General features: G+C 38.0%; 1 protein-coding gene and 2 pseudogenes. 1 reads left to right on the forward strand and 2 read right to left on the reverse strand.

Features of this window, described 5'->3' with window-relative positions:
- Positions 1-118, reverse strand: a pseudogene (locus tag A1019T_RS10925) (transposase); the annotation flags it as partial.
- A gap of 74 nt (positions 119-192) precedes the next feature.
- Here A1019T_RS10925 and A1019T_RS10930 point away from each other — a divergent pair.
- Complete coding sequence (locus tag A1019T_RS10930; RefSeq protein WP_077451662.1) at positions 193-894, forward strand: IS1 family transposase; 702 nt, start codon at positions 193-195, stop codon at positions 892-894.
- A 25-nt stretch (positions 895-919) separates the two neighbouring features.
- Here the strand turns inward: A1019T_RS10930 and A1019T_RS10935 are convergent.
- Positions 920-1,020: pseudogene (locus tag A1019T_RS10935) on the reverse strand (IS5/IS1182 family transposase); the annotation flags it as partial.

The raw sequence follows: 1,020 nt of genomic DNA on the forward strand, positions 1-1,020 counted from the left end.
AGGCTAGGTAAAGCATAGATTTAAAATTGCGTGCTAGCTTTTCATAGCGTGTTGCTATACTGCGAAAATGCTTTAATCGAGCGAACATATTTTCAACTAGATGGCGTAATTTATAAAGGGGGTGGTGTTTCAAAAAGTATGCTGAAGTAGAAAAGAGTTGTGACAGCCAAAGCAGATGTTATATTTGAGGTTATGAAGACACAAATAGAACTTAACTGCCCCGACTGTCACAGTACAAGTGTAAAGAAAAACGGTAAAAAAAGCTATGGTAAGCAGAACTACCAATGTAAGGACTGTAAACGTCAATTTATTGGTGACCATGCTTTAACCTATCAAGGCTGTCATTCAACCATAGAAAGCAGAATTCGGTTAATGTTAGTCAGAGGCTGTGGCATTCGAGATATCGCTGAAATAGCTACTGTGAGCATAGGTAAGATACTAAACACAATACAAGGTTCAGCATACCAACTAACCCCGAAGCGACAGTACTACCGAAAACTTGAAGTCGATGAGTTTTGGACGTATGTAGGCAAGAAGAAGCGTAAAGTCTGGCTTATCTATGCTTATGACCGCAGCACAGGTGAGATAGTAGCTTATGTATGGGGTAAGCGTAACTTAAAGACAGCTAAGAAGCTTAGAGCACGTCTTAAGCAGCTTAAGGTTGACTATGGGTATATAGCTATGGACAACTGGGACAGCTTTATAACTGCTTTTAAAGCAGACAATAAACAAGTTGGTAAACAACATATTGTCGGTATTGAAGGCAATAACTGTCGAATAAGACAAAGATTAAGACGAGCCTTTAGAAAAACTTGTGGTTTCTCTAAAAAGCTCGATAACCATTTTAAGATCTTTGATATGCTGTTCTTTTACATTAATTATGGGTATGTCTAATGTCAGCATACTTTTTGAACCACCACCTATAAAGGTAACTGTCAAACTCTGGGTTAGGTTGTTTCGTATTTTTTCTTCTAGGAATAACCGCTTTCATGCCATGTTCTATCGCTTTATCTCTGATTT

The sequence above is a fragment of the Psychrobacter piechaudii genome (genome assembly GCF_900162825.1).
Lineage (GTDB): Bacteria > Pseudomonadota > Gammaproteobacteria > Pseudomonadales > Moraxellaceae > Psychrobacter > Psychrobacter piechaudii.